Below are 24,881 nucleotides of genomic sequence, written 5' to 3' on the forward strand. Positions count from 1 at the left end.
GATCATGCGGTACATGATCCTGCTGAAGGCAGCCCGGCCCGCAACCCCGCCCCCGGCGGAACTGATGGACGCGATCATGCGGCTCGGCGCGGAGGCAACCGCGGCCGGTGCGCTGCTCGACACCGCGGGCTTGGCCCCGAGCGTCGCCGGCGCCCGGGTGGGACTCTTCGGCGGCAAGCTCAGTGTCACCGACGGCCCGTTCGCCGAGGCCAAGGAGACCATCAGCTACGCGCTGTACCAGGTGCGGTCCAAGGAGGAGGCGGTGGAGTGGGCTTCCCGGTTCCTGAAGCTCCACCGCGACCTGTGGGAGGGCTGGGAGGGGGAGGCCGACGTGCTGAAGGTCTTCGGCCCCGAGGACTTCGGGAGCCCCGCCTAGATAGACCCCGGCGTTCAGGCGGGGTGCGAGGATCGGTAGCCGTGACAGCTACCGATCCTCGCCGCGTCGTCGAGACGGTGTGGCGCATCGAATCCGCCCGGATCATCGCCGGCCTCGCCCGCATCGTTCACGACGTCGGGCTCGCCGAGGAGCTGGCGCAGGACACGTTCGTCATCGCCCTCGAACAGTGGCCGGTCACCGGGGTTCCGGACCATCCAGGATCCTGGCTGATGGCCACCGCCAAGCATCGCGCCATCGACCTGGTGCGCAGGCGGAGTCTGTACCAGAAGAAGTTGGAAGCGATCGGACGAGCGACGCCGGACGCGGAAGAGCCCGACCTCGCCGCGGAGCTGGACGACTACATCGGCGACGACCTGCTGCGACTCATCTTCACCACCTGCCACCCAGTGCTGTCGACCGAGTCCCGGGTCGGTCTCACCCTCCGGCTGCTGGGCGGGCTCACCACCGACGAGATCGCGCGGGCCTACCTGGTCCCGGAGTCCGCAGTCGGCCAACGCATCACCCGGGCCAAGCGGACGCTCACCGAGAAGCAGGTGGCCATCGAGCTGCCGCCGCCAGCCGAGGTGGTCGAGCGGCTGGCCTCGGTGCTCGAGGTCGTCTACCTGATTTTCAACGAAGGGTACGCGGCGACGGCCGGCGACGACTGGATGCGGCCCACGCTCTGCGAGGAGGCGCTGCGCCTGGGCCGGCTGCTGGCCACACTGGCGCCGCGCGAACCGGAGGTGCACGGGCTGGTGGCCCTGATGGAACTCCAGGCGTCACGAATCCCGGCGCGCACCGCCCCGGACGGCACCCCGATCCTGCTGCACGATCAGGATCGGCGGCGCTGGGACCGGCTGCTGATCCGGCGGGGCCTGGCAGCGCTTGCCAGGGCTGGGGACACCTTCGGGCCGTACGCCCTGCAGGCGTCCATCGCGGCCTGCCACGCCCGCGCGCCCCGCGCCGAGGAGACCGACTGGGAGCGGATCGCGGCGCTCTACGCGGTACTGGCCCACGTCTCGCCGTCACCGGTGGTGGACCTCAACCGGGCGGTCGCGGTTGGCAACGTCCACGGCCCCGCCCGTGGACTGGAGATCGTCGACGCTCTGGTGCTGCCGAACTATCCACTGGTGCCAGCGGTCCGCGGCGACCTGCTGGCCAGACTGGGCCGCACCGTCGAGGCGCGGCGCGAGTTCGAACGCGCCGCCGGGATGACCCGGAACGCCCGTGAACGCGGCCTGTTCGAGGCCCGGGCGGCCGCGCTCGAATGAGCGTCGGGTCTTGTGCTGTCGGTGTCGAGGCGCCCGGCAGTACCGGCAGCCAGGGCCGGACCAGCGCATAGCTGTGTCAACTACGCCGCCCTGCCGGCCGAGCCGGCGTCAGCCGGCGGTGTCCCGGACGGCCTGGGCGAAGACCTCGGAGCGGTGCTCGAAGTTGCGGAACCGCCCGTAGCTGGGCGCGGCCGGGGAGAGCAGCACCACCCCGTCGGCCGGGGTCAGCCTGCGGGCCAGCCGAACCGCGTCCACGAGGTCGTCGACCACCTCGGCGCGTACCTTCGGCAGCCCGGCGAGCGCCTCGACGATCCGGGCGCCGCTGTCCGGGATGCCGATCACGGTGATCTCGCGCTCCGCGAGGTGCTCGCGCAGCGGCGTGTAGTCCAGCCCCCGGTCGGTGCCGCCGACGATCACCGTCAACGGCCGCCCCTCGTACGCGTCGATCGCGTGCATCGCCGCGTACGGGCTGGTGGCGAGGGTGTCGTCGACGAACGTGAGACCGGACGGGTCGACGATCTCGGTGAGCCGGTGGGCCAGCCCCTGGAACCCCGCCACCGCCACCGCCAGGGTGTCCCTGCGGGCCACCACGTCGACGCCGAGCGCGTCGAGCACCGCGAGGGCGACGCAGAGGTTGCCCTCGTTGTGCCGGCCGACCAGCGGCAGCACCGCACGCGGGAACAGCGGCCGGTCGCCGAGGTGGAACCAGGGCGTGCCGTCGGGGCCGCCGGCCACGTGGGCGGTGTCGGGCAGGCCGGCGCGCACGGCCGCCCGGTCGCCCAGTTCGAGGGCGAGTCGCGGGTCGGCGCCGTTGACCACCACGGTGCGCGGCCCGTGCGCGAGGAGGTTGAGCTTGTCCCGGTAGTACTCGGCCTCGCCGCCGTGCGCGTCGAGGTGCTCGGGGAAGAGGGCGGTGACCACCGCCACCCGCGGCGAGTCGGTCAGGTCGCTGCACTGATAGCTGGAGAGCTCCAGCACGTACAGATCCGCCTCCGGCAGGTCCAGCGTCGGCACGCCGATGTTCCCGCCGAAGACGTTCGGCCGGTCCACGGCGGCGAGCAGGTGGCTGATCAGGCTGGAGGTGGTGCTCTTGCCCTTGCTGCCGGTGACGCCGACCGTGCGCTCGGCGTGGTCGGCCATCCACAGGGCCGTGCCCTGGGTGACAGTCACACCACGCCGGCGCAGTTCCACCAGCCACGGGTGGGTCTGCGGCACGCCGGGCGAGCGGACCACCACCTCGGCGGCGGCCAGCCGGGCGAAGCCGTCCTCGCCGGTGACCAGCGGCGCCGCCTCGGCCAGCGACCCCTCCCAGGGCAGGCTGAGGAAGTTGGCGCTGTCGTCGACGGCGACCAGGTCAGCCGGGCCGTGCGCGGCGATCGCGGTCACGGCGGCCCGGCCCTCCCGGCCGGCGCCCCAGACGGCGACGGTACGTCCGCGCAGGTCAGACAGGCGCACGGGGCTCTCCTCAGGGGGTGTCGGCGGGTCGTGGCAGGGGCGGGGTCCGGCGCAGCCGGACACGGCCGGACGAACCAGGGCCTAGTATGGCGTGTGCCCAACGAGCAGCTCCGGCGGATGGACGCCTTCACCTTCCCGTCCTACTCGATCGATCTCTCCACCGGGGAGGTCCTGTTCGACTACGCCCTCACCGGCCCCGACGGCGAGCAGCGGTTCACCGAGGTGATCACCCTTCCGCTGCCCGACGCGCCGCCGTCGGACGAGACCGTGGCGACCCTCGGCCGGGTCCTGGAGCTGCTGCACGTGGTCGCCGGGGTCAGCTACTACAAGGCCGCCGCGCCGCCCCGCGTGGTGCTGCCGGCGCCGCTGGGCGCGGCCGCCGCCGAGCTGGTCACCGCCCTCTACACCAAGGGCCTGGCGGAGTACGCGTACCGCAACCAGCTGCCGCACGTACTGGAGCTGCGCCCGGAGGTGCCGGCCGGCACGGTCTCCCCGGCCCGGGTGTACGACGACTCCGACCGGCGTCCGCTCTCGGCGGTGGGCGGGGGAAAGGACTCGATCGTCAGCCTGGAGGCGCTGCGTCGGGCCGGGTTCGACCCGGTGCCGTTCTCGGTCAACCCCAACCACGTGATCGTCTCGGTGAACGAGGCGTCCGGGCTCACCCCGCTCGCCGCCCGGCGGCGCATCGACCCGGTGCTGTTCGAGCTGAACGCCGCCGGGGCGCTCAACGGCCACATCCCGGTCACCGCGATCAACTCGCTGATCGCGGTCGCCACCGCGGTGCTGCACGGGCTGGGCCCGGTGGTGATGTCCAACGAGCGGTCGGCGTCGGACCCGAACCTGGTCTGGAACGGTCACGAGATCAACCACCAGTGGTCCAAGGGTGTGGAGGCGGAGGGGCTGCTGCGGGCGGCGCTGGCCGAGCACGCCGGGCTGACCGAGCCGTACTTCTCGCTGCTGCGCTCGCTGTCCGAGCTGCACATCGCCCGCCTGTTCGCCGAGATCGACCGCTACGACGACGTGGTGACCAGCTGCAACGCCGCGTTCAAGCTGCGTGACGCCAGCGAGCGCTGGTGCCGCGACTGCCCGAAGTGCCGGTTCGTCTTCCTGGCCATGGCGCCGTTCATGTCGCGCGAGCGGATCACCCACATCTTCGGCGGCGACCTGCTCGCCGACCCCGCGCAGGTGCCCGGCTACCGGGAGCTGCTGGGCGTGGACGGGCACAAGCCGTTCGAGTGCGTCGGCGAGGTGGAGGAGTCGGTGGTGGCGTTGAGCCTGCTCGCCGAGCAGGACGAGTGGCGCGACGCCCCGGTCGTCCGCGCCCTCGTCAACGCGGTCCCGGCCACGGCCTGGTCGGCCGCCGCCAACTCCGACGTCTTCACCCCGGGCGGCCCGAACCACGTCCCCCCGCCGTACGCCAAGGCCCTCACCGCCCTCACCTGACCGCTTCCTCGCCTCCCCCGCCCCGGGCCACGCCGGCGGTGATCGTCAGGGGGTTCGGATGGCGTCCAGGGCCAGCAGGGCGACGTGGAGGGAGAGACAGGCCTCGACCGAGTCGAGGTCGACGTCCAGCACGCGGCCGATCCGGGCCAGCCGCTCGTAGAACGCCGGCCGGGACAGGTGTGCCGCGGCGGCCGCCGCCGACTTGTTCCGGCCCTGCTCCAGGTACGCCCGCAGGGTGCCGAGCAACTGCTCGCGGGGGTGCTGCGCGTCGTACGTCAGCAGGGCGCCCAGTTCCCGCTCGACGAAGGTCTGCACCCGGGGCTCGTCGCGCAACAGGTGCAGCAGCCCGGCCAACCCGACGTGCGGCAACCGGAAGATCGGCAGGTCCCGCCGGTCCCGCCGGGCGGCGTCGGCGACCTGCCGGGCCTCGACCAGCGACCGGCGCGCCTCCCGCAGGCTGCCCACCCCGGAGCCGGCCGCGATCAGCACCGCGCCGCCCGACGGCGGCCGGGCCGCGCCGTTGCCCGGGACGTCCCGGGGCGGGCCGTCGAGGCGTCCGGAGGCGGCGACACCGACCCGGTCGGTCGGCGCGGCGGTGTCCGGGCGGCCCCGGCGCAGCGCGGCGGCGAACGCGGCCAGCGCCCGCTCCTCGGCGGCCGGGTCGGGCAGGGCGAGCAGCACGCCGACGGCATGGTCGTCGACGGCGCTGGTCAGCCCGGTCAGCTTCGCCTCGTGCAGCGCCTGGCCGACGGCCTCGGCGAGGTCACGCAGCCGCGCCGGACCCGACTCCGGGTCGCCCGCGCCCGGATCGCCCGGGTGTCCGGCCTCGCTGGCCGGGCCGCCCTCCCCCGCCGGGTCGTCGGCCCGGTGCCGGACCACCACGCCGACGAGGTGCCGCCGTTCCAGCACCACGCCGAGCGCCCGGGCCCGCAGGGCCACCTCGTCCACCGGGCGGGAGTGGTCGAGCAGGGCGGTGAGCAGCGTCCGGTGGATCTGCCGTTCCAGTCCCTCGGCGTCGCGCCGGATCAGCCGGCCCAACGCCAGCGTCGAGGCGGCGCGTTCGACCAGGATGGTCAGCCGGGTGGGCGGTCCGGCCGGCGGGGCACCGGCGACGCCCACCCCGACCTCGGCCGCCGGGTCGAGCACCCGCCGGCCGGCGGCCAGGTCGCCCCCGCCGGGCCACCGCAGCAGCAGCCGGCCCCAGTCGTGCCCCCGGGCGCCGACGGTGGTCACCAGCCAGCCGCTGTCCGCGTCGTACGCGGTCCGCCCCGCCGGCCGGATCCGGCGGGAGTGCTGCTCCCAGCCGTCCAGCAGCAGCTCGGCGCTCTCCCCCGCCGGGTCGTACGCGAGCACCTGCCGGGAGAGGTTCTCCAGCACCACGGGGCAGCCGGACAGTTCGGCGGCCTGCCGGACCACCTCGCCGGGGCCGGCGCCCTCCACCGACAGCTCGGTGAAGCGCTGGTGGATCTCCTCGGTCGCCCGCAGCTCGGTGAGCTGGGCGTCGACGATCAGCGCGTGCACCGCCTCGGTGATCCGCACGAACGGGGTGGCCCGCCGCAGCTCGACCAGCGGCAGCCCGCGCCGCTCGGCGACGGCCGCCATCACCCGGGGCACCCCGCTGACGTACCGGCGGCCCAGCTCGACGACCAGGCCGGAGACCCCCACGTCGGCCAGGTCGCCGACGAAGGCGCGCAGCCCGGGGTCGTCGGCGGGCAGCCCGATGCCGGTGGTGAGCACCAACTCGCCGCCGCCGAGCAGGGTGGCGATGTCGGGCACCTCCGCCACGTGCACCCAGCGCACCGGGCGGTCGAGGCCGGCGTCCCCGGCGACCAGGCGCGGGGCGCCGTGGCGGACGGGGTCCAGCGCGAGGACCTCACGGACGGTAGGGAACACGGGCGACACGCTACCGTCCGTGACCCCGATTCTCGACCGCCCGCCGAACGCAAGGGCTCAGTCGACGCCGAGCTCCATCGCGGCGCGGTCGAGTGCCTCGTCGGCGGCGGAGGAGACGCCCCGGGAGGCGATGGCTTCCGCGCCGCCCTGCGGCATCGCACCGATCAGCCCGGTCGACGCCGCCTGCGCGGCGCCGACCATCCGCTGGGGGGTCGCGCCGCCGACCATGCCGAGGGTGGCGTACTGCTCCAGCTTCGCCCGCGAGTCGGCGATGTCCAGGTTGCGCATGGTGAGCTGGCCGATCCGGTCCGACGGGCCGAACGCCGAGTCCTCGGTACGCTCCATCGACAGCTTGTCCGGGTGGTAGCTGAACGCCGGGCCGGTGGTGTCCAGGATCGAGTAGTCCTCGCCCCGGCGCAGCCGCAACGTCACCTCGCCGGTGACCGCCGTGCCGACCCAGCGCTGCAACGACTCGCGCAGCATCAGCGCCTGCGGGTCCAGCCAGCGCCCCTCGTACATCAGCCGACCGAGGCGGCGGCCCTCATTGTGGTAGTTCGCCAGGGTGTCCTCGTTGTGGATGGCGTTGACCAGCCGTTCGTACGCGGCATGCAGCAGCGCCATGCCGGGCGCCTCGTAGATGCCCCGGCTCTTGGCCTCGATGATGCGGTTCTCGATCTGGTCCGACATGCCCAGGCCGTGCCGGCCGCCGATGGCGTTGGCCTCCAGCACCAGGTCGACGGGGCTGCCGAACTCCTTGCCGTTGATCGTCACCGGGCGGCCCTGGTCGAAGCCGATCGTGACGTCCTCGGTCGGGATCTCCACCGACGGGTCCCAGAACCGGACGCCCATGATCGGGTTGACCGTCTCGATGCCCGTGTCGAGGTGCTCGAGGGTCTTCGCCTCGTGCGTGGCGCCCCAGATGTTGGCGTCGGTGGAGTATGCCTTCTCGGTGCTGTCCCGGTACGGAAGGCCGCGTTCGAGCAGCCACTCCGACATCTCCTTACGCCCACCCAGTTCGGTGACGAAGTCGGTGTCGAGCCACGGCTTGTAGATGCGCAGCTGCGGGTTGGCCAGCAGGCCGTACCGGTAGAACCGCTCGATGTCGTTGCCCTTGAAGGTCGAGCCGTCGCCCCAGATCTGGACGTCGTCGGAGATCATCGCCCGCACCAGCAGGGTCCCGGTCACGGCCCGACCCAGCGGGGTGGTGTTGAAGTACGCCCGCCCGCCCGAGCGGATGTGGAAAGCCCCGCAGGTCAACGCTGCCAGGCCCTCCTCGACCAGGGCGGCGCGGCAGTCGACCAGTCGGGCGACCTCGGCGCCGTAGCTGAGCGCGCGACCGGGCACCGAGGCGATGTCGGGCTCGTCGTACTGGCCGATGTCGGCGGTGTAGGCGCAGGGAACGGCGCCCTTGTCGCGCATCCACGCGACCGCGACCGAGGTGTCGAGGCCGCCGGAGAAGGCGATGCCGACACGTTCGCCGATGGGGAGGGAGGTGAGAACCTTGGACACGAGGATGATTATTCAGCATTGCGCATGACCATGCAAGCGGACGTGATCGGCGGTGCTGGTGGAGACCTCAGGTCGACCCTGCGGGGGCTACCCGTCGCCGAACGGTGGATCGGCGCGACCCAGTTCCCAGAACGCCACCGCCGCGGCAGCGGCGACGTTCAACGAGTCCACCCCGCGCCGCATCGGGATGACCACCCGCACGTCGCTGGCGGACTGGGCCGCCACGGTGAGGCCGGGGCCCTCGGCTCCCAGCAGCAGCGCCGCCCGCTCGCGCTGCGCCGGAGTCAACCGCTGGATCGGTACGGCGTCCGGAGCCGGCGTCATGGCGAGCACGGTGAAGCCCGCCTCCCGCACCTGCTCCAAGCCCGCCGGCCAGCGCTCGATCCTGGCGTACGGCACCGCGAAGACCTCCCCCATGCTGACCCGCACGCTGCGCCGGTACAGGGGATCGGCGCAGGACGGCGACAGCAGCACCGCGTCGATGCCGAGCGCCGCGGCCCCCCTGAAGACCGCACCCAGATTGGTGTGGTTGTTGACGTCTTCCAGGACGACCACCCGGCGGGCGGCGGCGAGCACCTCGGCGGCGGCCGGCAGGGGCTTGCGCCGGAACGACGCCAGCACCCCCCGGTGCACGTGGAAGCCGGTGGCCCGTTGCAGCACGTCCGGGGTGGCCGCGTAGACGGGGGTGTCGCCGGTGTCCAGGTCGGCGAGCTGGTCGACCCGCTTGGCGTCCACCAGGTACGACCTGGCCGGGTAGCCGGCCCGCAGCGCCCGGCGCAGCACCAGCTCACCCTCGGCGATGAACAGGCCGTGGGGTGGCTCCCAGCGGGTGCGCAGCTCGACGTCGGTCAGCGCGCGGTAGTCGGCGATCCGCTCGTCGTCGGGGTCGGTGATCTGGTGGATGGGCACCCGCACGATTCTGCCGGACGCGCGGACGACGTCCCGGGACCCGTCCCACCGGAACGGCCGGCGGAGTTCTGTCCGGAGAAGAATCGCGACCGGAGGCGGATCGACGGAAGGACCAGCAGGCCGGCGTCAGCCGGCCCGGTGGTACCGCAGCAGCACGGACCGGCCGTCGAAGGTCCGCGACTCCACGAGACGGAGGTTCAGCCGCTCGGTGACCGAGAAGACCGGCTTGCCGCCACCGAGCACCACCGGGTGCACGAAGATCTGGTACTCGTCGATCAGGCCGAGTTCGGTCAGCGCGGCGGCGGCGTCGGCACCGCCGTTGAGCAGCAGATCGCCGCCAGACTGCTCCTTGAGCGCGGTGACCTCCTTGCCGAGGTCGCCGCCGCCGACCACCTGGGCGCCGTGGTCGGCCTCGGTGAGCGTGCGCGAGACCACCACCTTCGGCGTCCGCCGCCAGATGGGCACGAAGGCGAGGTCGTGCGGGTGGTCGGAGATCGACTCCGCCTGCGGCCAGTAGGCGGCCATGAACTCCCAGACCTTGCGGCCGTAGAGGAAGGCGCCGGAGCGGTCGCACTGCTCCAGCGAGTACGCGGACAGCTCCGGGCCCATCTCCGGCCAGTCGAACTCGCCGTTCGGCCCCTCGATGAACCCGTCGAGCGACTGGTGCACCCCGTAGACGATCTTCCGCATGACTGTTCCTCCTGGCGTCGGTCGCTCGCCCGTCGTGGGCGTTCTCGCCAGGTGGTCGGAGCGGCGTCGCCGGATCCGACAGCTCCGGCCGAATTTCTCCAGGATTCTTTCGCCGGGTTGCCCGCCGCCGCTAACGTGCCGCTCGTGCGCCCGATGATCATCGCCCTGGTCGGCATCGACGGGGCCGGCAAGACCACTCAGGCGAAGGCGCTGGCCGGCCGGCTCCGCGCGGCGGGAGTGCCGGCCACCTACTTCGAGAACGCCGGCGGCCGGCCGCTGTGGAACCGGCTCGCTCGCGCCCTGGGCCGCCGGGACGGCCCGCACCTGTTCGGCCGCACCGGCTACGCGGCGCTGGAGGCGACCGTACGCTGGCTCGCGATCGCCCGGGCGGTGCTGGTGTCCCGGCTGACGGGCCGGACGGCGGTGATGGACCGGTGGTCCTGGTGCCAGTACGTGGTGATGCGGGTCCGCCGCGACCGGGGCGGGCGGCTGGTCCGCCTGGCGTACGGGATCTTCCCGCCGCCGAGCCTGGTCTGCTTCCTGGCGGTCTCGCCCGAGCGGGCGCAGCAGCGGGTGCTGGCCCGGGGCATCGACACCGAGGAGCTGCCCTACCTGCGCGAGTTGGACGCCGGCTACCGGGAGCTGCCGGAGTTCGGCACTTTCACCGTCGTCGACGCGGACGGCGGGCCGGCCGAGGTCCGCGCCGCCCTCGACCGGGTGGTGCGCACGGTCCTCGACCGGGCGGTGCGGACCGTCGCCCGCTCCGACTGACCGCCCCGTCCCCGGTCGAGTGGTGGGCGACTGGTGGCCGACTGGTGGGCGGCACCAGGGCCGGCTCGGTCATCGGCATCATGGCCGGCCGACGGTCCCGGTCGTGGCCCTGTCGAGCTGCCTCCACAGATGGGGCAGACGGCACCGGCGAAGCGTCATCGGAGCCGGCCGGCGCGCCGAAGCCGTGCGCCCGCCGGGATGGTCCTATGGGTGGGGCAGCTCGACAGTGGTGTTTCCGGACCCTACCGGGAGAGACGGCAGCCGACGCCCACACCGCGTGCGGGCCGCCGTCGGCCGCGGGCACACGTGGCGGGCGTCGACCCGCGACGCACGTGGCGGGCATGGGGCGTCAGCCGCGACCCTGGAGCCAGCGCCGCAGGTCGGAGAGGCGCTGCTCGCCGGAGGGCCGCCGCTCGTCGGTGGGCTGCCGTTCCTCGGCCGGGCGGCGCTCCACCGGGCGGCGCGGGTCGCCGACCAGCTCGCGGCTGGGGGCCGCGAAGGTCTTCTCCGGCTGCCCGTCGACGGCGGTGACGATGACCCGGGCGACCGCGTCGATCACCTTGGCCTGCACCGCGGCGCCCACCGAGTCGGTCGGGTCGTCCGGGTTGGCGGCGATGCCGGCGACCGCCACCTGCGGGGTGAAGCCGACGAACGTCTCCGTCGCGTTCCGCTCCGAGCTTCCGGTCTTGCCGGCGACCGGGCGGCCGTCGAGGATCCGGTTCACCGAGGTGGCCGTGCCGCCGTTGCACTGCCCGAACGCGGACTGCTGGCCCACCGGGCAGCGCGCCGCGTCGGTGGCGGCCCGGGCCACGCCGGCGTCGAGCACCCGGCGGCAGGACGGGTCGCCGACCGGCACCCGCTCACCGTCGGGGGTGGTCACCGAGACCACCGGCAGCGGCGCGCAGTACGTCCCCTCCGCGGCCACGGTGGCGTACGCGTTGGCCAGGTCGAGCGGCGTGGTGGCGGCCACGCCGAGGGTGAACGAGCCCCAGTTGGCGGGGTCCTCCTCGGCGAAGGCGGCGTCGGCGTCGGCCCGGAAGGTGATGCCGAGGCGCTGCGCCATCTCCACCACCTTCTCCTGCCCGACCTGCTCGGCCAGCCAGACGAAGTACGTGTTCACCGAGCGGCCGAAGCCGTCCCACATCATCCGGTACCCGTCCATCCACTCGGGGTTGGCGTTGGCCGGGCACCACCGGCCCTCGCAGCTCCCCTCGCCCTCGGCCGCGTACCGGGTGGGCAGCCGGCTGGGCGCGTCGAAGCCGGTCGCGAGGGGCTTGCCGGCCTCCAGCGCGGCGAGCATGGTGAACAGCTTGAACGTCGAGCCGGCCTGGTATCCGTCGACGCTGTCGCCGCCGGAGATCAGGGGGTTGACGGTGTTCGGGTGGTTGGGCTGCCCGTCCGGGTTCGCGTCGAGGCTGTAGTGCCGGTTGACCGCCATGGCGAGGACCCGGCCGGTGCCCGGCTCGACGGCGGCGATGGGCAGGGCGCGCTTGTTGCCGTACCCGTAGACACTGGTGGCCTGCTTCTGCGCGGTGGCCTGGACCTGCGGGTCCAGCGAGGTCACCACGGTGTAGCCGCCCCGGCGCAGCGCCTGCTCGCGCTCCTCGACGCTCTCGCCGAACGCCGGCTGGGCGAGCCACCACTGCCGCAGGTAGTCGCAGAAGAAGCCCCAGTCGTCGTGGCCCTCGGCGACGGCGGTGCAGCCGTTGGGCTGCGCGGTGGGCTTGAGCGCCAGCTTCTCGGCCTTGGCCCGCGCCGCCTGGTCGGCGGTGATCGCCCCGGTCTCGACCATCGCGTCCAGCACGTAACCGCGGCGCTCCAGCGCGGCGTCCGCGTCGCCGTCGATCGGGCTGTACGCCTCCGGCGACTGCACCAGGCCGGCGAGCAGGGCCGCCTCGCCGAGGGTGAGGTCCGCCGGGGCCTTGGCGAAGTAGCGCTGGCTGGCCGCCGCGATGCCGTACGCCCCGGAGCCGAAGTACGCGATGTTCAGGTAGCGGTTGAGGATCTCGTCCTTGCTCAGGCGCTGCTCCAGCGCCGTGGCGTACCGGATCTCCTGGATCTTGCGCCCGACGGTCTGCTCGGTGGCCGCGGCGCGCTCCTCGGCCGTGCGGCCCGGGTCGGTCTTGAGCACGTTGCGGACGTACTGCATGGTCAGCGTCGAGCCGCCCTGCGCGGTGCCGCCGCCGGACACGTTCGCCACCAGCGCCCGGAGCAGGCCGCGCAGGTCGGCGCCGCTGTGGTCGTAGAACCGCCGGTCCTCGGCCGCGATGATCGCCTGCCGCATCACCGGGGCGATCTCGTCCAGCCCGACGTCGGTGCGGTTGACGTCGTAGAACGTGGTGATGAGCGTCTTGCCGTCGTTGGCGTAGAGGTAGGAGCGTTGTGGTGTGGCCGGGGTGCGCAGCGCCTCGGGCAGCGCGGCGTACGAACCCAGCGCCGCCTTGGCGCCCCACCCGAGCAGCAGGTTGCCCGGCAGCGCGGCGACCGCCAGGACGAGGCCGGCGAGCACGCCGGCGAGCAGCACGGTGAACAGCCGCGACAGCGGCGAGCGGGGTGGGGCCATGGTCCCCAGGATTGCCGTGAAAGCCGCCAACCGACCACCCCCGCGGCCCTCCTGTCAGCAACTTCACCGCCCGCTGCCAGCGACTTCCCATCCCAGCGGCCCCGGTGTCCCCCGCCGCCCCACCCGTCCCGCCGGCCAGGGCCGCGCCGGGCCGACCAGGGCGGCCGGCGAGGGCTCAGCCGGTGGCCAGCGGGCCGTTCGGGCCCGGGCCGGTCGGCGCGGCGGTGGCGAGGCTGGCGCTGGCGGCGTCGCGCGCGATGTCCCGGGGCACCAGGCGCCCGGAGCGGTAGGCGATGCCGATGCCGGCGATCAGCACGAAGATCGCACCGAAGGTCTGCAACGAACCGATCAACGCGCCGCCGAGGCCCAGCAGCGGGGCGGCGATCATCAGCATCGTGCCGTCGCCGATGCTGAACGCCCCGGAGCGGGCCACCGACCAGCCGGTCAGCAGCCAGCCCAGGGTGTAGCAGGTGGCGCCGACGAGCACGAGCCCGCGGGCGGTGGTGCCGAAGACCGGGGTCTGCTCCGCCAGGCCCGCGAAGGGCAGCATGAGCACCGTGCCGGCGATGGACACCAGCAGGCCGGCGACGGCGACCCGACGGCTGCGCGTCGCGGCCAGCAGCCCGGTCAGCGCGAGCAGGGCGAGCAGCCCGAGCCAGACCGACGCCACCCAGCCCACCAGGTAGAGCGGTCGGCCGTCGGCCGGGTACGGGTCGTTGCCCACCCCGCCGTCGCTGGCCATCGCCACCACGCCGTAGAGCACGGCGTACGCGGGGAGCAGCCACACCGCGGCCCGGGCGAACCGGCGCAGCGACCAGGCCCAGCTGGCGTTGGTGGCCGGCCCGGCCGGTGTGGGCTCCCCGACGAACGGCAGCACCCCGAACCCCCCGCCGGTACGCCGGCTGCCGAGCGGCCCGGTGGGGTCGTGCGCGCCCGGGACCGGGGCCGAGGACCACACCCGCTTCGCCGGATCCTTCATGCGTCACCTCGCTCGTCCGCGAGCGGTGCGGGACGCGCCGGGGCGCCCCGATGCCTGGTCACCACCCGTCCTAGAACCGATGGTGGCAGGCGCCGGAGCGCCCCATGAGCATTTCTCGCATTTCTCCGGGCTCGTCGGCCCGCGCCGCTCAGCCCCGTTCGCGCTGGTCGGCCGGGTCGTTCAGCAGGCTCGCCGGCGAGACCGGCTCCGGCGCCGGCAGCCCCTGCGGCTTGCCGCCGGTGGCCTGCGCCTCAGCGACGCGTACCTCGTCGTGGATCTGCTGGGCGGCGGCCGCCGCGGCCTGCGCCGCCGCGGCCGCCTCGCGCTCCACCTCGCTCGCGCCGTCGGCCGCCTCCGGCGCCGGCTCGTCGCCGACCATCCGGCTCAGCCCGCCGAGCGCGCCGCCCATCCCCTCGAGGGCCTTGGTCAGCTCGGCCGGGACGATCCAGACCTTGTTCGCGGTGCCGTTGGCGATCTGCGGCAGCGCCTGGAGGTACTGGTAGGCGAGCACCTTCTGGCTCGGGTTGGCCTGGTGGATCGCGTCGAACACCGTCCGGATCGCCTTGGCCTGACCCTCGGCCTGGAGGATCCGCGCCTGCCGGTCACCGTCGGCGCGCAGCACCGCGGCCTGCTTCTCACCCTCGGCCGTGAGGATCTGCGACTGCTTGTGCCCCTCGGCGTTCAGGATCGCCGCCCGGCGGTCCCGCTCGGCGCGCATCTGCTTCTCCATCGAGTCCCGGATGCTCGGCGGCGGCTCGATGGCCTTGATCTCCACCCGCGTGACCTTGATGCCCCACCGGCCGGTGGTCTCATCCAGCACGCCGGAGAGGTGCCGGTTGATCTCCTCGCGGCTGGTCAGCGCCCGCTCCAGGTCCAGCGAGCCGATGACGTTGCGCAGCGTCGTGACGGTGAGCTGCTCGATGGCCTGGAGGAAGTTCGAGATCTCGTACGTGGCGCGGACCGAGTCGACGACCTTGAAGTAGAGCACCGTGTCGATCGAGACCACAAGGTTGTCGGAGGTGATCACCGGCTGCGGCGGGAAGCTGACCACCTGCTCACGCATGTCGACCTTGGTGCGGACCGCGTCGATGAACGGGACCAGGAGGTTCAGCCCCGGGTTCAGGGTGCGCTTGTACCGACCCAGCCGCTCGACCACGTCCTGGCGCTGCTGCGGCACGATCCGCACCGCCTTGGCCAGAGTGATCACCCCGATCAGCGCCACGGCCATCAACAGGACCGGGATCACGAGTTCCATGTACTCACCTTTTCGCTTCGGGTAGCTCGTCGGAGGGGGAAACGTCGTCCCGCCAGACCAGGGCGGTGGCGCCCCGGACCTGGATCACCTGCACCCGCTCACCGGGGGCGAAGACCTGGCTGGCGTCGTAGGACCGGGCCTGCCACAGCTCACCGTCGATCTTGACCATGCCCTGCCCGGCGTCGATCCGCTCCAGCACCAGCGCCGTGCTGCCCTCGATCGCCTCCACGCCGAAGGGCTGCTCGCCGCTCTCCAGGGCGGAGCGCCGGTGCTTGCGCAGCGTCGGGCGTACGCCCAGCACCGTCAGCGCCGACACCCCGGCGAAGACGATCGCCTGCACGCCCACCGGCGCGCCGAGCGCCGCGGCTCCGGCGGCGGCGAAGGCCCCGGCCGCGAACATGATCAGGAAAAGCGTCGTCGTGAGGATCTCGGCGACCGCCAGCACCACACCCAGCACGATCCACAGCACGGCGTCCACCCCACGATCGTGACACGGTAATGCACGCGCGGCCCACCCCTGAAGATCAGTAAGCTCGGCGGCACGTCAGCGGCCCGCCCCACCGGGCCCGGAGGGAGGAGCGCCCGTGTCCCTGCTGCCCGCCACCGCCCGCCACGTCGACACCCTCGTCGCCGAGGCGCAGTCCGCCGGCCGGACGCCGTCCCTGGTGATCGGCGTGGTACGCGACGGCGCGCTGACACACCTCGCCACCGCCGGCGAGCACCCGCGCCCGGACGGCGACCTGCAGTACCGGGTCGGGTCGATCAGCAAGACCATGACCGCGACCCTGGTCATGCAGGAGCGCGACGCCGGCCGGCTGGCCCTGGACGACCCGCTGGAGAAGCACCTGCCCGGCACCGCCGTCGGCGCGCTCACGCTGCGGCAACTGCTCGGCCACGCCAGCGGCCTGCAGCGCGAGCCGGAGGGGCCGTGGTGGGAACGCGCCGAGGGCGTCGACCTGGAGACCCTGGTGGCCGGGGTGACCGCCGAGAAGATCGCCTACCCCGCGCACCGGTCCTACCACTACTCCAACCTGGCGTACGGGCTGCTCGGCGGGGCGCTGGAGCGGATCACCGGCACGCCGTGGGCCGAGCTGCTCCGCCAGCGCGTCCTGGCGCCGCTCGGCATGCGCCGGACGACGTACGCGGCGACCGAGCCGTTCGCCCGCGGCTACATGGTGCACCCGTGGCACGACACGCTGCGGGAGGAGCCGCGTACCGACACCAGGGCGATGGCCCCGGCCGGGCAGCTCTGGTCGACCGCCGAGGACCTGGCCCGGTGGGCGGCCTTCCTGGCCGACCCGGCGCCGGAGGTGCTGGCGGCGGAGACGCTGACCGAGATGTGCGCCCCCGTGGTGATCAGCGACCTCGACTCGTGGACCGGCGGGCACGGCCTGGGGCTGGAGCTCTACCGGCAGGGCGAGCGGGTGTACGTGGGGCACGGCGGCTCGATGCCCGGCTACGTGGCCGCCCTGACCGTGCACCGCCCCTCCCGCACGGCCGTGATCGGCTTCGCCAACTCGTACGGCTTCCGCACCGGCGGGATCGGCGAGCTCGCGCAGCGGATCCTCACCGCCGTGCTGGACGCCGAGCCGGCGCTGCCGCGGCCCTGGCGGCCGAGTGCCGCCGCCCCGCCCGCCGGGACCGCCGAGCTCGCCGGCCGCTGGTGGTGGATGGGGGTGCCCCTCGACCTGACCTGGGACGCGGCCACGGGCGGCCTGACGGCGCACGTGCGCGGAGAGCGGATGAGCTGTTTCGCCCCGGAGGGACCGGACCGCTGGCGGGGCCGCTCCGGCCCGGAGAACGGCGAGATCCTCTCCGTGCTGCGCGACGAGGCGGGGCGGGCGGTGGCGCTGGACATCGCCACCTTCGTCTTCACCCGCACCGTTCCTAGAGACTGAGCATGGGTTGTACAGGCTCAGTCGCGTGCCCCGAACGGTGTTGGGCGCGCTGGTCTCCCGCGTTCGCTCCGCGTCCGGCGCCATCGGATCGTGTCCGTGGTCCGGGAATGTGGGGGCGGGTTCCCTCACGTCCTCGGGCGCCGGGTTCGGCCTGGGCGGTCCGATGCCCGCGACGATCGGTCTGGTCGTTGCGGGGCGGTGCCGTCCGTCGCCGGATCGGGTGTCCGAGGGCGCGTCGTCCGATCGCGACGCCGGCGGCGTCGTGACGGGTGGTCTTGCGGTTGGTGCTGGTCAGTGGGCGCTGCCAATGCTGGGCACCCCACTTGGAGGTGTAGGCGGGATCGACAGCGACGACAGTGATGCCCAACTCGGCTGCCATGCTGACGAGCCGGGACCGCAGCTTGGCCACGGGCATGCCGCAGATGAGCTTGCGGAACCGTTTGCGGCGGCCGTGTTTCTCCCGCGTTTTCTGCGCTGCGAAGTCGAGGTCTTCGATCGCGATGTTCAGCCCGTGCCGTTTGGCCCAGTGCAGAAGCCGGATCAGGGCGTGCCGCACCTGTGCGTCACGATGGTCCGCGTTACCTGACAGGTCGTAGGAGAAGCGGCGCGGCTCACCCACGGGATTGCCGTGCTCGTCCAGGCGCCAGGCGGCGAGATGGTCGGCGTTGGTATCCACACCGATGATCCCGTTCACTCTGGCGGCGGTCAGTGGCATGGTCCGGGCCGTAGGGATCGTCCACGACGCGGTCAGGTACCAGCGGCACCGGTCCACGTCTTCGTGGATGCGGTACGCCACCGCCCGGTTGGCGGTGATGCGGTCGCGCCAGGCATCGCCACGGTGTGGGAATGACACCTTCGCGGCGAGCACGTACCGGCCGTGCTTCGCGTTGGCCAGGTGTGCCAGCGGGGCCGGAAGCTTGATGGAGACCTCACCGCCGCAGGTGACGCGGATCGTCTCGTTGCCATACCGCTTCCCCGACTCGCCGTCGGCCTGCAGGAACCGCCGTTCGGCCCGCCACCGCTGCCGCCACTCGACTTCGGTGAGCTGCGCGGCGTCGAGGTGGTGACGGTTGCGCAGCAGCCGCTTCCCGCCCCGGACAACACGGACCCGACCCTCGGCGCGGTCGCCCCGCTCACGCTCAAGCCGGTCCAGGAGCACACGCAGACGCCGGGACTTGACGAACCACTCCTGTCTGGTGCGGTAACCGCCCGGAGCCCGTTTGCTGCCCTTCTCGCCGAGCGGCAGCGACAGTCGATGCGCGATCGTCTTGATACCGGCTTCCAGGCCCTGGATGTGGGCGAGCTGGGCGCGGCGCGACAGCGCCCACTGGTCGTGCGTGGCCTTCGTGATCGACCCGGCCCAACGGGAGGACGACTCAGCCGTCAGGGCGCGTTTCCGCTCTGCCCAGGCGTCGGTGTCATGGTCGAGGCCGGTCCCGCAACGGGCCTTGAGATCCTTCCCGGCAAGCGTGCCGAGATGGTCACCGACCAGCCGCAGAACCTTCTCATCCTCGCCGGTGAGGCCCTTGAGCCGGTCGCGAATCGCGACACCGGACGGGCCGAGCACGACAAACGGCACATCGATCGGGCGCAGGTCAGCCATGCTGCGCGGCCTCCACCGCCTTGCGCGCCCGATAACCAGCCGAGCGACGGCCATGCGCGGACAAAGTGGCCTCAACCAGCTCCACCTTCATCCGCCCAAGGCGGTCCTTGTGCTCCACCGCCACGGTCGTCACGTCCGGATCGGCGAGGAGCCGACGGGCCTTGCTGCGGCTGCCGTTCATCCCGGAGCCGATCTCCGCCTCCACACGCACGATGCGGTGACCGGCCTTCACCGCCCACGTCGACAACCGGGCGACCTGGCGCTCCAAGTCAGACCTCTGATCATGGGACGACACACGGGCATACAGGCCCAACCCACCGACAGCTTCCGCAGTGGAATGGCCTCGACGTTCATCAGAATCGTGTGCGGCCCGACCCGCTGAGCGGGCACGGGAAGCGTCCCGTTACGAAACCAGCGATACGCCGTGTGAGGACTAATCCCCTGCGCACGCGCCCACTCAGACAGATTCACGGCCACGACCATAACACCACTCGAATAACCTCACGCACGCTAATACACAACTCATTCGGGAGCAGTTCCGACCCCCCGACCAGGAGCCCTGACCACGCCCGTTCGGACCCGCGGCAGTCCGCGATCCGAACGCGAGGCAGGACGGACGTGCGAGGCCGTCACCCGACGCGCCGGGGGCCGCAACCACGCTCAGTCGGGCTCGGTGACGAAGTCGATCAGGCGTTCCATCGCGTTGATCAGCGGGGTCTCCACGTCGGCGAAGCTGTCCACCCGGGACAGGATGTGCCGCCACATGTCGGCCGGCTCGGCGACCCCGAGCGCGGCGCAGACCCCCTCCTTCCACGGCTGCCCCGGCGGCACCACGGGCCACGCCCGGATGCCCAACGCCGCCGGCTTGACCGCCTGCCACACGTCGACGTACGGGTGGCCGGTGACCAGCACGTGCGGGGAGGTCACCTTCGCCACGATCCGGCTCTCCTTGGAGCCGGGAACCAGGTGGTCGACCAGCACACCGAGGCGGCGACCCGGGCCGGGGGCGAACGCGCGCACCTCGGCGTCGAGGGCGTCGATGCCGTCCAGCGGCTCCACCACCACGCCCTCGACACGCAGGTCGTCGCCCCAGATCCGCTCGACCAGGGCCGCGTCGTGGATGCCCTCCACCCAGATCCGGCTGGCCTTGGCGACCTGGGCGCGGACCCCGTCCACGGCGATCGAGCCGGAGGCGGTGCGCCGGCGGGCCGCCGGGACGGGGGCGCGGGCCGGCCGGCGCAGCGTCACCGGCTGCCCGTCGAGCAGGAACGCCGCCGGCAGCAGCGGGAAGTTGCGCCGCCGGCCGTGCCGGTCCTCCAGCACCACCGCGCCGGCCTCGAAGCCGACCACCGCGCCACAGAAGCCGGAGTCGGCGTCCTCGACCACGAGATCCGGTTCGGCGTCCACCTCGGGGGTGACCTTCCGTCGCCGCCAGTCCCCCGCCAGCACGTCGTCCGCATACCGCCGCCCCATGGAGATCACGCTATCCGCCCGCCCCCGCACCCGCACCCGACACGCCGCGACCAACCCCGGCGCGCCGATCACGCGGTCATGGCGCCCCCCAAAGCCGCACAGCTCGACGTTCCGCCCACCACAATTGCATGATCGACATGGCGGGGGACGGGCGGAGCGGCAGTCGAGACAGGGACGGCGATGACCACGTACCCTTTCGGCATGTCCACCCCCGCAGCGGGCGCGGCCACTCTCGCGCCGCGCCGGTCCAGCCGGTTCGTTGCCTGGGTGCGCGCGTGGCGCGCCGGGCTGGTGCCCTTCGACGAGGTCGCCGACGCCATCGCCGGCGACGAGGAGCACCTGGTCGCGGACGCGCCCGGCACCTGGACCGACGTCCCGCTGCCGCAGGCGCTGCCCACCCTGGCGAAGCTCTCGCCGGACGAGATCCGCCTGGTGCTGCCCGCACCGGGCGATCCGCGCGGGCTGCCCGGCCCGGGCGACTTCGCCGGTGCGGCGCTGCTGGCCGGCGAGGCGGTCGTCGCGGGCAGCCTCGGTCTGATCCCGCACGTGCGCACCCACACGTCCGGCTCCGGCGACACCTTCGAGACGGTGCTCTGGCGGGTCTACCCGCTGCCGGCCGACGCTCCGGCCGCGTCGCTCGCGCTGCCCGGCGCGGCCGAGGCCGAGGCGGAACTGGCGGCGGCCCTGCACCACACCACCGCCGCGCTGACCCGGCTGGACGTCGCCCAGTGGCGACCCGAGCTGGCCGGGGCCCTGGAGGAGCTGCGCCGACCCAACGGCGCCACCGACCTGCCGCCCGGGTTCGACCCGCGGGCCCGGCGGCTCTTCGCCCGGGCCGCCGTGCTCGACCGGGTGCTCGCCCTGGCCGGGCACGCCGCGCCCGGCGGCGCGATCAACAACTACGAGGCCCAGCAGCGCGACGCCGCGCTGCGCCCGCTGACCGCCGCCTGCCGGCAGGCCCTGGTGGCCGCCTGCAACGCCCCGCTGCGCCCCTGACGGCGGGCGGGCGCACCGCTGCGGCGGGTGGCCGGCGGCGGGCGCGCGGCGGCCGGGCCGCGCGGCGCCCGCGCGTCAGACCTCGTCGACCAGGTCGGCCACCGAGTTGACGATCCGCGACGGGCGGTACGGGTAGCGCTCCGCCTCGGTGCGGCTGCTGATCCCGGTCAGCACCAGGATCGTCTCCAGACCGGCCTCCAGCCCGCAGAGGATGTCGGTGTCCATCCGGTCGCCGATCATGGCGGTCGTCTCGGAGTGCGCGTTGATCGTGTTCAGCGCCGAGCGCATCATCATGGGGTTGGGCTTGCCGACGAAGTACGGCTCCACCCCCGTCGCCTTCGAGATCATCGCGGCGACCGAACCGGCGGCCGGCAGCGCGCCCTCCACCGACGGCCCGGTCACGTCGGGGTTCGTGCAGATGAACCGCGCCCCGTCGTTGATCAGCCGGACCGCCTTGGTGATCGCCTCGAAGCTGTAGGTGCGGGTCTCCCCCAGCACCACGTAGTCCGGCGCGTAGTCGGTCAGCACGTAGCCCACCGCGTGCAGCGCCGTGGTCAGCCCGGCCTCCCCGATCACGTATGCGGTGCCGCCCGGCCGCTGGTCGGCCAGGAACTGGGCGGTGGCCAGCGCGGACGACCAGATGGCGTGCTCGGGCACGTCGAGGCCCATCCGGCTCAGCCGGGCCTGCAGGTCCCGCGGCGTGTAGATCGAGTTGTTCGTGAGCACCAGGAACGGCTTGCCCGAGGCGCGCAGCCGGGAGACGAACTCCGGCGCGCCGGGCACGGGCTGGCCCTCGTGCACCAGCACGCCGTCCATGTCGGTCAGCCAGCTCTCCACCGGCTTGCGATCCTGCATCGTCACTCGTTCCAGGGGTGTCGGGGACGCCGGCGGAGCCGGCGTGGCGGTCAGGAGTCGGATTCGGGGGGGCGGGTCGGCGGCCGTCAAGAGCCGGGCCGCCGAGGGCGGGGTCGGCGGCGGTCAGGAGCCGGGCCGCCCCGGGGTCGGGGCGGCGGGGCGGCGGGCGGGGACGCAGCACACCGTCGGGCAGGTGTCCCACATCGGCAGGTCACCGAGGCGGCGGCGCAGGGTCACCCCGTCCGGCTCGGTCCGCTCCCGGACCAGCTCACGGACCATCGCCACGAACCGCGGGTCCGTGCCCGGGGTGGCGGCCCGGACGAAGTCCAGGCCGAGCTGCCTGGCCGTCTGGCGCGCCTCGGTGTCCAGGTCCCACACCACCTCCAGGTGGTCGGAGACGAACCCGATCGGGCTGACCACCACGCCGGTGGTGCCGGCCTCGGCCAGCGTGGCCAGGTGGTCGTTCACGTCCGGCTCCAGCCACGGCACGTGCGGCGGGCCGGAGCGGCTCTGCCAGACCAGGTCCCAGGGCAGGTCCGGGGCGGCCGCCGCGTGCACCAGCCGGGCCACCTCGGCGAGCTGTGCCTCGTACCGGCCGCCGTGGGGGCCTGCGGTGGCGGCCATCGAGTTCGGGATCGAGTGGGCGGTGAACACCAGCCGGGTGCTGTCCCGCTTCGCCGGGTCGAGCTGCGCCAGCGCCGCCCGTACCGCGTCGACGTGCGGCTCGACGAACCCGGGATGGTCCCAGAACTGGCGGATCTTGTCGATCAGCGGGGCGTCCGGGCCGACCGCCGCCCGGGCGGCGGCGATGTCGTCCTGGTACTGGCGGCAGGAGGAGTAGCCGCCGAGGGCGCTGGTGACGAACGCCAGGGCGTGCCGGACGCCGTCGTCGCGCATCCGTGCCACGGTGTCGGCGAGCATCGGGTCCCAGTTCCGGTTGCCCCAGTAAACGGGCAGGTCGACGCCGTGGGCGGCGAAGTCCTCCCGGACCGCCGCGAGCAGCTCACGGCACTGCTGGTTGATCGGGGAGACGCCGCCGAAGTGCTGGTAGTGCTCGGCGACCTCCGCCAGCCGTTCCGGCGGCACGCCCCGCCCCCGGGTCACGTTCTGCAGGAACGGCATCACGTCCTCGGGCCGCTCCGGCCCGCCGAAGGACACCAGGACCACCGCGTCGTACGCCATGGGGCCATTCTTCCCGGTCGGCGGTCCCCGCCGGGCAAGGGCCCCTCGCCCCGGCCGTTAGGAAGGGCCCCCTGCTATGCAGAATGCGATTGCAGGGGGCCCTTCCTTACACCTCAGGCGCCGATGGCGTGGTAGCCGCCGTCGACGTGGACGATCTCGCCGGTGGTGGCCGGGAACCAGTCGGACAGCAGCGCCAGGCAGGCCCGGGCGGCCGGCTCCTGGTCGGTGAGGCTCCAGCCCAGCGGCGCGCGCTCGGTCCAGGCGTCCTCGAACTGCTCGAAGCCCGGGATCGACTTGGCGGCGATGGTGCGCAGCGGCCCGGCGGCGACCAGGTTGCTGCGGATGCCCTGCTTGCCCAGGTGCAGCGCCAGGTAGCGGGAGGCCGACTCCAGCCCGGCCTTGGCCACGCCCATCCAGTCGTAGACGGGCCACGCCTTGGTCGCGTCGAAGGTCAGGCCGACCACCGCGCCGCCGGCGGACATCAGCGGCAGCGCCGCCATGGCCAGCGACTTGTAGGAGTACGTGGAGACCTGCAACGCGGTCGCCACGTCCTCCCACGGCGCGTCGAGGAAGCCGCCGCCGAGGCAGCTCTGCGGGGCGAAGCCGATCGAGTGCACCACCCCGTCCAGGCCGTCGACGTGCTCGCGCACCCGGTCGGCGAGCCCCGCGAGGTGCTCGGCGTTGGTCACGTCCAACTCGATCACCGGCGCCGGCTCGGGCAGCCGCTTGGCGATCCGCTCGACCAGGGACAGCCGGCCGTAGCCGGTGAGCACGACCTGCGCCCCGTTCTCCTGGGCGAGCTTCGCCACCGAGAAGGCGATCGAGGCGTCGGTGATGACGCCGGTGACGAGCAGCCGCTTACCGGCGAGCAGTCCGGACATGCAGGGATTCCTCCATAGCTTCTTCAGTGACCGCTGTCAGTGACCCATGCCGAGGCCGCCGTCGACGGGGATGACGGCGCCGGAGATGTAGCCCGCGGCGTCCCCGGCCAGCCAGGTGACCGCGCCCGCGACCTCGTCCGGCTGCGCGAAGCGGCCGGCGGGGATGACCTTGCGGTACTCGGTCTTGCGGTCCTCGGGCAGCGCGGCGGTCATGTCGGTCTCGACGTAGCCGGGCGCGACCACGTTGGCGGTGATGTTGCGGCTGCCCAGCTCGCGGGTGATGGAGCGGGCCACGCCGACCAGTCCGGCCTTGCTCGCCGCGTAGTTGACCTGGCCGGGGCCGCCGTAGAGGCCGACCACCGAAGAGATGAAGATCATCCGGCCCCACTTCGCGCGGAGCATCTTGGTCGAGGCGCGCTTGGCACACCGGAACGCGCCGGTCAGGTTGGTGTCCAGCACGCGGGTGAACTGCTCCTCCGACATGCGCATCAGCAGCGTGTCGTCGGTGATGCCGGCGTTGGCGACCAGCACCTCGACCGGCCCCAGCTCGGCCTCGATGGCGGTGAAGGCCGCGTCGACCGAGTCGGAGTCGGTGACGTCGCAGCGCACCCCGAACAGCCCCTCGGGGGCGTCGCCGCTGCGGTGGGTCACCGCCACCCGGTCGCCCTGCTTGGCGAAGGCCTGCGCGATCGCCAGGCCGATCCCCCGGTTGCCGCCGGTCACCAGGACGGTACGGGCCACGGGTCCCCCCTCTGCTCAGTGATCTCCCGGTCGGTCGGAGCCTAGGCGTTACCGGCAGGTAAGCGCTAACGGCGGGCACGTCAGGCCGGCTTACGACGCCCGGATCACCCGTTCCCGGCCGCGTCGCGCCGGGGGCCG

At 73.2% G+C, this 24,881-nt stretch carries 22 protein-coding genes; 6 read left to right on the forward strand and 16 right to left on the reverse strand.

Annotated elements, in window-relative coordinates:
- The first annotated feature begins 4 nt into the window (after positions 1 to 4).
- A complete protein-coding gene (locus AB0G14_RS19605) occupies positions 5 to 376 on the forward strand; it encodes a YciI family protein (RefSeq protein ID WP_357699254.1) in 372 nt (123 codons plus the stop codon).
- Positions 377 to 417: 41 nt separating this feature from the next.
- Positions 418 to 1,647, forward strand: a complete 1,230-nt coding sequence (locus AB0G14_RS19610; RefSeq protein ID WP_357699256.1) for an RNA polymerase sigma factor — start codon at positions 418 to 420, stop codon at positions 1,645 to 1,647.
- A gap of 108 nt (positions 1,648 to 1,755) precedes the next feature.
- Here the strand turns inward: AB0G14_RS19610 and murD are convergent, their stop codons facing one another.
- Positions 1,756 to 3,102, reverse strand: coding sequence for a UDP-N-acetylmuramoyl-L-alanine--D-glutamate ligase (murD, locus tag AB0G14_RS19615; protein WP_357699258.1), 1,347 nt, complete (start codon positions 3,100 to 3,102; stop codon positions 1,756 to 1,758).
- 93 nt (positions 3,103 to 3,195) lie between these two features.
- Here murD and AB0G14_RS19620 point away from each other — a divergent pair, with 93 nt between their 5' ends.
- Positions 3,196 to 4,545, forward strand: coding sequence for a hypothetical protein (locus AB0G14_RS19620; protein WP_357699260.1), 1,350 nt, complete (start codon positions 3,196 to 3,198; stop codon positions 4,543 to 4,545).
- A 45-nt stretch (positions 4,546 to 4,590) separates the two neighbouring features.
- Here AB0G14_RS19620 and AB0G14_RS19625 read toward each other — a convergent pair whose 3' ends face one another.
- From AB0G14_RS19625 to AB0G14_RS19640, 4 genes are all read right to left on the reverse strand, one after another.
- On the reverse strand, positions 4,591 to 6,447 hold the full coding sequence (locus AB0G14_RS19625; protein WP_357699262.1) for a PucR family transcriptional regulator: 1,857 nt from the start codon (positions 6,445 to 6,447) through the stop codon (positions 4,591 to 4,593).
- Between the two features lie 48 nt (positions 6,448 to 6,495).
- Positions 6,496 to 7,947 carry an argininosuccinate synthase gene (gene argG / locus AB0G14_RS19630; RefSeq protein ID WP_357699264.1) on the reverse strand — a complete coding sequence of 484 codons (1,452 nt, stop codon included), beginning with the start codon at positions 7,945 to 7,947 and terminating at the stop codon, positions 6,496 to 6,498.
- Between the two features lie 87 nt (positions 7,948 to 8,034).
- A complete protein-coding gene (locus tag AB0G14_RS19635; RefSeq protein ID WP_357699266.1) occupies positions 8,035 to 8,856 on the reverse strand; it encodes an RNA methyltransferase in 822 nt (273 codons plus the stop codon).
- Positions 8,857 to 8,982: 126 nt separating this feature from the next.
- Positions 8,983 to 9,546, reverse strand: coding sequence for a dihydrofolate reductase family protein (locus AB0G14_RS19640; RefSeq protein WP_357699268.1), 564 nt, complete (start codon positions 9,544 to 9,546; stop codon positions 8,983 to 8,985).
- Between the two features lie 153 nt (positions 9,547 to 9,699).
- Here AB0G14_RS19640 and AB0G14_RS19645 point away from each other — a divergent pair, with 153 nt between their 5' ends.
- Entirely contained in the window at positions 9,700 to 10,317 is a 618-nt protein-coding gene (locus AB0G14_RS19645; protein WP_357699339.1) for a thymidylate kinase, read from the forward strand.
- A gap of 349 nt (positions 10,318 to 10,666) precedes the next feature.
- Here the strand turns inward: AB0G14_RS19645 and AB0G14_RS19650 are convergent, their stop codons facing one another.
- The 4 genes from AB0G14_RS19650 to AB0G14_RS19665 all read right to left on the reverse strand — a co-directional run bounded on the left by AB0G14_RS19650 (position 10,667) and on the right by AB0G14_RS19665 (position 15,592).
- Positions 10,667 to 12,880 carry a transglycosylase domain-containing protein gene (locus tag AB0G14_RS19650; RefSeq protein ID WP_357699270.1) on the reverse strand — a complete coding sequence of 738 codons (2,214 nt, stop codon included), beginning with the start codon at positions 12,878 to 12,880 and terminating at the stop codon, positions 10,667 to 10,669.
- 175 nt (positions 12,881 to 13,055) lie between these two features.
- On the reverse strand, positions 13,056 to 13,859 hold the full coding sequence (locus AB0G14_RS19655) for a hypothetical protein (RefSeq protein WP_357699272.1): 804 nt from the start codon (positions 13,857 to 13,859) through the stop codon (positions 13,056 to 13,058).
- Between the two features lie 148 nt (positions 13,860 to 14,007).
- Positions 14,008 to 15,114: an SPFH domain-containing protein gene (locus AB0G14_RS19660; protein ID WP_357458993.1), complete on the reverse strand. Its 1,107-nt coding sequence runs from the start codon at positions 15,112 to 15,114 to the stop codon at positions 14,008 to 14,010.
- A gap of 4 nt (positions 15,115 to 15,118) precedes the next feature.
- The gene (locus AB0G14_RS19665) at positions 15,119 to 15,592 is read right to left on the reverse strand and encodes an NfeD family protein (protein WP_357699275.1); all 474 of its coding nucleotides are present in this window, start codon (positions 15,590 to 15,592) and stop codon (positions 15,119 to 15,121) included.
- Positions 15,593 to 15,698: 106 nt separating this feature from the next.
- Here AB0G14_RS19665 and AB0G14_RS19670 point away from each other — a divergent pair, with 106 nt between their 5' ends.
- Positions 15,699 to 17,012, forward strand: coding sequence for a serine hydrolase domain-containing protein (locus AB0G14_RS19670; protein ID WP_357699277.1), 1,314 nt, complete (start codon positions 15,699 to 15,701; stop codon positions 17,010 to 17,012).
- Here the strand turns inward: AB0G14_RS19670 and AB0G14_RS19675 are convergent.
- The 3 genes from AB0G14_RS19675 to AB0G14_RS19685 all read right to left on the reverse strand — a co-directional run bounded on the left by AB0G14_RS19675 (position 17,002) and on the right by AB0G14_RS19685 (position 20,088).
- Positions 17,002 to 18,615, reverse strand: a complete 1,614-nt coding sequence (locus AB0G14_RS19675) for an IS200/IS605 family accessory protein TnpB-related protein (protein ID WP_357699279.1) — start codon at positions 18,613 to 18,615, stop codon at positions 17,002 to 17,004. The genes AB0G14_RS19670 and AB0G14_RS19675 overlap by 11 nt on opposite strands.
- Positions 18,608 to 18,910: a recombinase family protein gene (locus AB0G14_RS19680; RefSeq protein WP_357699341.1), complete on the reverse strand. Its 303-nt coding sequence runs from the start codon at positions 18,908 to 18,910 to the stop codon at positions 18,608 to 18,610. The genes AB0G14_RS19675 and AB0G14_RS19680 overlap by 8 nt, the downstream gene beginning before the upstream one ends.
- Positions 18,911 to 19,275: 365 nt before the next feature.
- Complete coding sequence (locus AB0G14_RS19685) at positions 19,276 to 20,088, reverse strand: DUF3097 domain-containing protein (protein WP_357699281.1); 813 nt, start codon at positions 20,086 to 20,088, stop codon at positions 19,276 to 19,278.
- A 201-nt stretch (positions 20,089 to 20,289) separates the two neighbouring features.
- On the opposite strand from AB0G14_RS19685, the gene AB0G14_RS19690 reads away from it, so the two are divergent.
- Positions 20,290 to 21,084, forward strand: coding sequence for a hypothetical protein (locus AB0G14_RS19690; RefSeq protein ID WP_357699283.1), 795 nt, complete (start codon positions 20,290 to 20,292; stop codon positions 21,082 to 21,084).
- Positions 21,085 to 21,159: 75 nt separating this feature from the next.
- Here AB0G14_RS19690 and AB0G14_RS19695 read toward each other — a convergent pair whose 3' ends face one another.
- From AB0G14_RS19695 to AB0G14_RS19710, 4 genes are all read right to left on the reverse strand, one after another.
- Positions 21,160 to 21,939, reverse strand: coding sequence for an HAD-IIA family hydrolase (locus AB0G14_RS19695; protein WP_357699285.1), 780 nt, complete (start codon positions 21,937 to 21,939; stop codon positions 21,160 to 21,162).
- A 123-nt stretch (positions 21,940 to 22,062) separates the two neighbouring features.
- Entirely contained in the window at positions 22,063 to 23,121 is a 1,059-nt protein-coding gene (locus AB0G14_RS19700) for a ferrochelatase (RefSeq protein WP_357699287.1), read from the reverse strand.
- A 113-nt stretch (positions 23,122 to 23,234) separates the two neighbouring features.
- Positions 23,235 to 24,002 (reverse strand): enoyl-ACP reductase FabI, encoded by a 768-nt coding sequence (gene fabI / locus AB0G14_RS19705; RefSeq protein ID WP_357699289.1) that lies wholly within the window; start codon positions 24,000 to 24,002, stop codon positions 23,235 to 23,237.
- Positions 24,003 to 24,038: 36 nt separating this feature from the next.
- Positions 24,039 to 24,743 (reverse strand): beta-ketoacyl-ACP reductase, encoded by a 705-nt coding sequence (locus AB0G14_RS19710; protein WP_350711402.1) that lies wholly within the window; start codon positions 24,741 to 24,743, stop codon positions 24,039 to 24,041.
- Between the last annotated feature and the right edge of the window lie 138 nt (positions 24,744 to 24,881).

It is taken from the genome of Micromonospora sp. NPDC023814 (genome assembly GCF_040639595.1).
Lineage (GTDB): Bacteria > Actinomycetota > Actinomycetes > Mycobacteriales > Micromonosporaceae > Micromonospora.

Coding starts and splice junctions, on each gene's coding strand:
- AB0G14_RS19645 (WP_357699339.1), top strand. CDS start 9,700: ATGATCATCGCCCTGGTCGGCATCGACGGGGCCGGCAAGACCACTCAG.
- AB0G14_RS19640 (WP_357699268.1), bottom strand. CDS start 9,546: ATGCGGAAGATCGTCTACGGGGTGCACCAGTCGCTCGACGGGTTCATC.
- AB0G14_RS19650 (WP_357699270.1), bottom strand. CDS start 12,880: ATGGCCCCACCCCGCTCGCCGCTGTCGCGGCTGTTCACCGTGCTGCTC.
- AB0G14_RS19655 (WP_357699272.1), bottom strand. CDS start 13,859: ATGAAGGATCCGGCGAAGCGGGTGTGGTCCTCGGCCCCGGTCCCGGGC.
- AB0G14_RS19690 (WP_357699283.1), top strand. CDS start 20,290: ATGTCCACCCCCGCAGCGGGCGCGGCCACTCTCGCGCCGCGCCGGTCC.
- AB0G14_RS19675 (WP_357699279.1), bottom strand. CDS start 18,615: ATGGCTGACCTGCGCCCGATCGATGTGCCGTTTGTCGTGCTCGGCCCG.
- AB0G14_RS19660 (WP_357458993.1), bottom strand. CDS start 15,114: ATGGAACTCGTGATCCCGGTCCTGTTGATGGCCGTGGCGCTGATCGGG.
- AB0G14_RS19695 (WP_357699285.1), bottom strand. CDS start 21,939: ATGCAGGATCGCAAGCCGGTGGAGAGCTGGCTGACCGACATGGACGGC.
- AB0G14_RS19700 (WP_357699287.1), bottom strand. CDS start 23,121: ATGGCGTACGACGCGGTGGTCCTGGTGTCCTTCGGCGGGCCGGAGCGG.
- AB0G14_RS19685 (WP_357699281.1), bottom strand. CDS start 20,088: ATGGGGCGGCGGTATGCGGACGACGTGCTGGCGGGGGACTGGCGGCGA.
- AB0G14_RS19605 (WP_357699254.1), top strand. CDS start 5: ATGCGGTACATGATCCTGCTGAAGGCAGCCCGGCCCGCAACCCCGCCC.
- fabI (WP_357699289.1), bottom strand. CDS start 24,002: ATGTCCGGACTGCTCGCCGGTAAGCGGCTGCTCGTCACCGGCGTCATC.